Genomic DNA, 6,947 nt, shown 5'->3' on the forward strand with positions numbered 1-6,947 from the left:
GCAAAGTAAAAGAGATGAAGTATAACTTCAGATAATAAAGTGTTGCAACGAAGAACGAGACGCCTTGCTGTGATGCAGCAAAAGAAGTTAGATTTGCAAGTGCTACACACATACTTTGCCTAAAGCTTAAAGCCATACGCTGATGAAACAAAGTCAAACCGTTCTGCTGCTGCTTGTAGTACTGAGCGCATTTGCGTTACCAGCGTTTGCCCAGCCGATTGGTTCAGGACAGGCGGCACTGCGCTTCTTTGGTAACGGCACAAATGATATCGACCGCGTCAAAATTCCACTGCTGAATCCGCCACCCAATGGCTCATCGCTGCCAATCAATGTAGGCAATAATTTCACGATTGAATTTTGGATGCGTGCCTTTGCGTCTGAAAACACGGGCATTGTCCAGAGCACAAATGATGGCGATGGCTGGATTACTGGCAATGTCATTTTTGATCGCGACATTATTGATAACCCCAACAACGGCGACTTTGGTGTGGCAATCGGGCGACCTACACTAACTTCCACAGAGCGCGTGGTAGCATTTGGTTGTGCTACTGGCAGTGTCGGCAGAACAATTATTGGAACAACAAACGTCGCAGATGGTAACTGGCATCATATCGCTGTAACGAAGAGCGGCAGCACAATTCGCATTTTTGTAGATGGCAATATCGATGCAACGGCTACCGATGCGCCCGCAGGCAGCATTGCGTACAATCCGGCGCGCTCACTCTCGACACGCACGCCTAACCCACCTGTTTTCCCAACAAATACATGGGATAATGAGCCTTATATCGTCTTGGGAGCAGAAAAGCATGACTACGACCAGTATGTCAATAACTTCCCACCGCAATATCTTTCATACAGTGGCTTTTTAGATGAACTGCGTATTTCGGACATTGTTCGCTACACTGCAGCCTTTACACCACCTACAGCGCCTTTCGCCCCCGATGCCAATACGGTTGGACTCTATCACTTTGATGAAGGGGCAGGCACAACACTGACGAACAGTATATCTTCGCTGAGCAACGGTGTCATTACGTCGGCGGCACTCCGTCAGGTCCAGTTTGGACAAGCGAATCGCCTTTTGGTGCAAATGGCGCAGCGGCTACCGTAGTGCGCAGCGTCAATAACACCACCACTACCGCTGACTTCAACGATGTTGGCAATACCACTGGCGTACGAATTGATTTTACGGGAGCAAGCGGGTCGGGCACAGTGCAAGTTCAGCGCTTTACAAATTCGCCACGCAGTCCAACAGGGATTGCTGGCAACGTTAGCCAATATCGATGGATTATTACAAGCCTTGGGTCATTTAGTTTTTCCTCGGCGACACTGCGTTTCCGAGTCAGTGAAATTCCAAATAGCGGTATTTTCAATGAAGCGACAGTACTGGTATATCGCCGTCCGACGCCCGACAACGGTAGCTTTGCTGGGCTGTCAATGCTCTCGCCAGTCGGTGGCGATCTGCGTGCAACCATCAACGCCTTCAGTGAATTTGCGCTCGGCTCAGGTGATAATCCACTGCCCGTTGAGCTCAGCGCATTTACAGCACAAGCAACCGCACGTGGAATTGAACTGATGTGGCAAACGGCATCAGAGAAAAACAATGCTGGCTTTGAAGTGCGGCGCAGAAACCATGCAGAACATGGAGACTGGCAAACCATTGCGTCGTATCAGTTTTCTGCAAACTTGCGCGGACAAGGCACAACCGCAAATCCAACCACCTACACATTTCTTGATGCGAATATCGAGACAGGCAAAGTCTATCAATATGCATTGCGCTCAGTCGATTACAACGCTTCGCAGCATGACTACGCGCAAATCGTAACGGTAGAAGCGCGCGAAATAGAACCGACTAAAGTTTATGATTATGCGCTGATGCAAAACTATCCCAATCCTTTCAATCCAAGCACCGTCATTCGCTTTACGATGAAAGAGCCGGGAGTGGCGACACTAACCATCACCGATGTCTTGGGACGCAAAGTGCATGCCATACAACTCAGAGCACAAGCAGGTGAAAATCGCTATTACTTCAATGCCGCAAATCTAGGCAGCGGGCTTTACTTCTATACACTCCAAGCAAATGGATTTTCACAAACACGCAAAATGATTCTTGCAAAGTAGCTAAACAATACTAACGGCGCGGGCACTTGCAGCACGAAAAAAGTAAAAAAGTGCTAACACTAATTCATAGACAAGCTATCTTTGCAGACGCTTCTTGCTAACAGTAACCTGTTCATTGCTATGCAAAAAAAACAACTCTACTTGCTTTCCCTCTTACTGTTCTTTGTCTCAAGACTTTATGCACAAGGCACTGCACCACTGCCATTTTATCCCAATGCGAATTATGATGCAACGATTCCAGCGCCCGACAGCGTCCTGGGCTACGCGCTAGGCTCGCAAGCCACAAGACATGCTGATGTGCTGCGTTATTTTCAGTCGCTTGCTGAAAAATCGCCGCTGCTAAGAGTAGAACCCTTCGGTGAGACGTTCGAGAAGCGAAAAATGATTTACGCCGTCATTTCTTCGCGCGAGAATCTCTCACGACTCAGTGAAATTCGCACTAACATGGAAAAACTTGCCTCTGGCAAACTCTCTGCTGCCGAGGCAGACGCACTGGCTGAACGTTTGCCAGCAATTGTATGGCTAGCTTACACGGTGCACGGCAATGAACTCTCAGGCTCTGAGGCTGCCATGCAGGTGGCGTATCATCTTGCGGCAGGCAAAGATGAAGCCACAGAAAAATTGCGCCGAGAACTTATTGTCATCATTGAGCCAGTTGAAAATCCTGATGGTAGGGAACGGGCAATTCAGCAGTTTGTGCAGTGGTCGGGCGCCGTGCCGAATCCTGATGTGCAAAGTCTGAATCATACAGGGACATCTCCAAGCGGGCGCTTCAATCATTATCTTTTTGATATGAATCGTGATTGGCTGGCGCTTGTCTCGCCTGAAAGTCAAGCCCGCATCAAAGCCATTCAAGCCTGGCATCCGCAACTCATTGTCGATGCGCATGAAATGGGTTCATATCAAACTTACTACTTCAATCCGCCAGATGAACCTATCAACCGCAACATTTCTGAGATTACAAAAAAGTGGTGGAAAATCTTTGGTAGTGATCAAGCCAAGGCCTTTGATCAATATGGCTGGAGCTACTTTACACGAGAAACTTTTGACGAATGGTATGCTGGCTATGGCTCATCGTACCCGCTCTACATTGGTGCAGTCGGCATTCTCTATGAACAAGCCTCAACGCAAGGCTCAATCATCAAACGCCCTGATGGCTCAATTCTGACCTATCGTGAGGCAGTGCATCATCACTTTGTAAGTTCAATTGCAAATCTCACAACCGCCGCAAACAATCGTAAAGCCCTACTCAAAGATTTCTATACGCTGCGCAAAGAAGGAGGCGACTTAGGCAAAGCCGGCGACCCCAAAGTTTTTTCTTTATTGCTCCAAACGCACAAACCACACGCTTCGAGCGATTTTTAGAAAAGCTCCTGATGCACAAGATTGAAGTGGAAGTTGCTCAAAAAGAGTTTTCCATAAGTGCGGTCGATTACTGGACGGGCAAAGAAGTGCTGCGCAAATTGCCACAAGGCACACTGATTGTAAAACTTGCGCAGCCTAACGGACGATTAGCAAAGGTAATGATGGAATTCGATCCGAGAATGCCACTCTCATTTCTACAACAGGAGCGGCGTGAGTTAGAAAAAAATGGCGAATCCAAAATCTATGATGTAACAGGCTGGTCAATGCCGATTGCCTACGGTTTAGAGGCGTATTGGAGTCGCACCTTACCCAGCGTAAATACGGCGCCTGCCACGATGCCGACGAGGCCACAAGGCAAGCTCGAAAATCCTAATGCAAAATATGGATTCCTGCTTGATGCAACGGACGAACGCGCAATGCACGCACTCTCACTGATGCTGTCGAGAAATTGCAAAGTAGTAGCAGCAAAGAAGCCATTTGAAATCGAAGGACGTGCTTATACAAGAGGAAGTTTGCTACTGCGCAAAAATGAAAATGACCAAAATCTTGTCGCCACACTTTCAGAAATTGCAAAAGAAACTGGCGTGACGCTGTACGGCGTGAGCACTGCGCTTGCAAGCAAAGGACCCGATTTGGGCGGCGGCGAGTTTGTGTTGCTAGCGATGCCAAGAATTGCGCTGGTGTTTGGCGATGGCGTCGATCCCACAAGCTTTGCACCGATTTGGCATCTTTTGGATGCGCGCTTTAGGCAGCGTGTCTCACTGCTCAACGCAAGCAACATCGGCGCGTATGACTTGCAGCGCTACAATATCATCATCTTGCCAAGTGGCAATTATCAAAGCACGCTTGGCACGCGTGGCATAAGTGTGCTGCGAACTTGGGTCGAACAAGGAGGCACACTCATTGCAATCGAGGAAGCTGCAGCATTTTTAGCCGATACCGCGCGTGCTTTCACAACTGTCAGGCTTCGCAGTCAGGCGCTCAAAGAGCTTAGCACGTATGAGACAGCATTAAAACTTGAAGAAAATATCACCAAGAAGTTAGATAGTTTGGAAATATGGGAACCTCGGAAGAAAGAAGTAGAAAAGCCAGACACAAAGGACGAAAAATCAGCAGCAAAAAAAGATGATGAGATGCTCAAAATCGAAGATGAGCGTATCAAGCTCTTTATGCCGCGCGGGGCACTTTTAGCGGTCAAGCTCGATGAAGAACATTGGTTAGCGTTTGGCGCAGGAGAAAAAGTCGCTGCCACAATCTTCACACCGCATATCTATCTCTCCAAATCGCCAGTGGAAACCGCAGGACGGTTTGCGGATGCAGAAAATCTGCGTGTATCAGGACTGCTCTGGCAAGAAGCCCGCTCAGGTTGGGCAAAATCAGCATACTTGATGCGAGAAGCCAAAGGGCGCGGGCAAGTCATTTTATTTGCAGGTGAGCCAAATTTCCGCGCCTATTACCACGCTACCGAGCGGCTTTTACTAAATGCGATTTACTACGGAGTTGGATTTGGCACACGGCGCAGCGTAGAGTGGTAGGTAAGTCGCCTTAAACGAAGCGCTCGTTGCCTTTGAGGTGATAGCCATGCAAAAAGTCGGAGGCACTCATGCGTTTTTTGCCTTCAAATTGCAAAGAAAGAATTTCAAGCAAGCCTTCGGCGCAACTGACATAGAGCGAGTCGTTGCTGATATGCCATTGACCAGCATCACCTTGAGCGCGAGAGTCAACCAAGCGTGAGCGATAGATGCGCACAAGTTTATCGTCAAATGTTGTCCATGCAGCCGGTCGCTCTGAGAGCCCGCACACGAATTGATGCACGGCACGCGCAGGCAAATGCCAATTGATTTTTGTGTTGTCTTTCGTGAGTTTAGGCGCTTTGGTAGCAAGCCTATCATCTTGTGGAATTGGCTGCACCGCGTTGTGGGCAATTAAATCCAGCGTTTCTACAACGGCTTCTGCACCAAGCACAGACAAACGCGCCGCAAGTTCTGTGGCAACTTCGTCAGGAAAAATCTCCAAGCGCTTCTGTACAATCATTGCGCCCGTATCGACCTTTTCTTGTAAGAAAAATGTGGTTACGCCAGTCTCTTTTTCGCCATTGATAATCGCCCAGTTGATGGGCGCAGCACCACGATATTTTGGCAGCAGTGAGGCATGCAGATTGAAGGCGCCTTTGCATGGAATGGAAAAAATGTGCGGCGGTAAAATGCGAAAAGCAACGACAACAATCACATCAGGTTCAGCACGTCGCAGCGCAGTGGCAAACTCTGCGCTATTGAGGTCTTCAACTTCAAGCGTAGGTAGACCAAGTTCTGTGGCTGTATGCTTGACTGGCGTAGGCTCAAGCTCACTGTGTGCACTGCGCCGCGGTTTGTCAGGACTTGTAACAACAAGAGTAATGTTGTAGCCAGAGGCTCTAACTTTGCGAAGCGATGGCACGGCAAATTCAGGCGTGCCCATAAACACAGTGCGCAGACTCATAAACGCTGATTGAAGAAGGCATCAAAAAGCTACTTTGCCGCAAGCAAATACTCTGCTTCCACTTCACCGCGCCGAATGGCTTCAAGTTCAGCTCTGTGCTCGCGGCGCACACTGGGCTCAAGTTTCTCAACAAAAAGCTCACCATTGAGATGATCAAATTCATGCTGAATAACACGCGACATCAGACCGCCAATGCGCTCAATGTGTTCTGCAAAATTTTCATCTCGATATTTGATCGTAATAAATTCAGGACGCACAACCACTTCACGCACACCAGGCATAGAAAGACAGCCTTCCTCCATCTCAATTTCACCTTCTGTCTGCAAAATTTGTGGATTGATGATGACCATGGGCTTGGTATGCTTATACTTTTCAATCATGGAAATATCTGCCACAAGCAAACGAATGGATTTGCCAACCTGCGGCGCAGCAAGCCCAATGCCCTCAGCTTGGTACATGGTCTCAAACATATCTGCAATCAGTGTCCTAATCTCTTCAGTTACGCCTTTGAGCGGTTTAGCGACTTTCTTTAAGACTTCATGCCCGTAAGTGTAAATCGGTAAAATTGCCATATTCGTAATGCACAGATAAGTGTTGTATAATATAGATTAAAGATAACAAAAACGCACGGCAAATTCGTTTTGAGAAGTAACAAATAAGGGCAAGTGAGAGCACTCGCCCTTTGCAGCGCAAGTGAATGTTGTTGCAGCTTATGTGCCTTGCTTAAATTGTTGCTATCCGCTTATTGCACCCGACGAATCCAGATTTGCGGGCTTGGTCCTGAGGTCGCCATAATCACCACATTGCCTACTGTGGCGAGCGCGCCTATATTGCTTCTTGTATCTTGAATACCTTGATTAAAATCGGTGAAATTAGTGCCATCGGTAGAACGCCAAACGCCTTCGTAGCGCATGCCGACAATGACCGATGTGCCGACGGTTGTCAGTGCACGTACATCATCTTCAAGGTCTTCAGGCGTATTTTTC

At 48.1% G+C, this 6,947-nt stretch carries 7 protein-coding genes; 4 read left to right on the top strand and 3 right to left on the bottom strand.

Annotation, left to right across the window (positions count from 1 at the left end):
• Positions 1 to 142 precede the first annotated feature (142 nt).
• The 4 genes from CMR00_08925 (at position 143) to CMR00_08940 (ending at position 5,018) form a co-directional block, all read left to right on the top strand.
• Positions 143 to 1,108 carry a hypothetical protein gene (locus CMR00_08925; protein ID PIO47717.1) on the top strand — a complete coding sequence of 322 codons (966 nt, stop codon included), beginning with the start codon at positions 143 to 145 and terminating at the stop codon, positions 1,106 to 1,108.
• On the top strand, positions 1,108 to 2,118 hold the full coding sequence (locus CMR00_08930) for a hypothetical protein (GenBank protein PIO47718.1): 1,011 nt from the start codon (positions 1,108 to 1,110) through the stop codon (positions 2,116 to 2,118). The genes CMR00_08925 and CMR00_08930 overlap by 1 nt, the downstream gene beginning before the upstream one ends.
• Before the next feature lie 120 nt (positions 2,119 to 2,238).
• Positions 2,239 to 3,483 (top strand): hypothetical protein, encoded by a 1,245-nt coding sequence (locus tag CMR00_08935; GenBank protein PIO47719.1) that lies wholly within the window; start codon positions 2,239 to 2,241, stop codon positions 3,481 to 3,483.
• 11 nt (positions 3,484 to 3,494) lie between these two features.
• A complete protein-coding gene (locus CMR00_08940) occupies positions 3,495 to 5,018 on the top strand; it encodes a hypothetical protein (GenBank protein PIO47720.1) in 1,524 nt (507 codons plus the stop codon).
• Between the two features lie 10 nt (positions 5,019 to 5,028).
• Here CMR00_08940 and CMR00_08945 read toward each other — a convergent pair whose 3' ends face one another.
• The 3 genes from CMR00_08945 to CMR00_08955 all read right to left on the bottom strand — a co-directional run.
• Entirely contained in the window at positions 5,029 to 5,961 is a 933-nt protein-coding gene (locus tag CMR00_08945) for a methionyl-tRNA formyltransferase (GenBank protein PIO47721.1), read from the bottom strand.
• 29 nt (positions 5,962 to 5,990) lie between these two features.
• On the bottom strand, positions 5,991 to 6,533 hold the full coding sequence (locus CMR00_08950; GenBank protein PIO47722.1) for a peptide deformylase: 543 nt from the start codon (positions 6,531 to 6,533) through the stop codon (positions 5,991 to 5,993).
• 170 nt (positions 6,534 to 6,703) lie between these two features.
• Positions 6,704 to 6,947: hypothetical protein (locus CMR00_08955; GenBank protein PIO47723.1), on the bottom strand; the 244-nt coding region annotated here is incomplete at its 5' end.

It is taken from the genome of [Chlorobium] sp. 445 (genome assembly GCA_002763895.1).
Lineage (GTDB): Bacteria > Bacteroidota > Chlorobiia > Chlorobiales > Thermochlorobacteraceae > Thermochlorobacter.

Coding starts and splice junctions, on each gene's coding strand:
- CMR00_08925 (PIO47717.1), top strand. CDS start 143: ATGAAACAAAGTCAAACCGTTCTGCTGCTGCTTGTAGTACTGAGCGCA.
- CMR00_08935 (PIO47719.1), top strand. CDS start 2,239: ATGCAAAAAAAACAACTCTACTTGCTTTCCCTCTTACTGTTCTTTGTC.
- CMR00_08940 (PIO47720.1), top strand. CDS start 3,495: ATGCACAAGATTGAAGTGGAAGTTGCTCAAAAAGAGTTTTCCATAAGT.
- CMR00_08945 (PIO47721.1), bottom strand. CDS start 5,961: ATGAGTCTGCGCACTGTGTTTATGGGCACGCCTGAATTTGCCGTGCCA.
- CMR00_08950 (PIO47722.1), bottom strand. CDS start 6,533: ATGGCAATTTTACCGATTTACACTTACGGGCATGAAGTCTTAAAGAAA.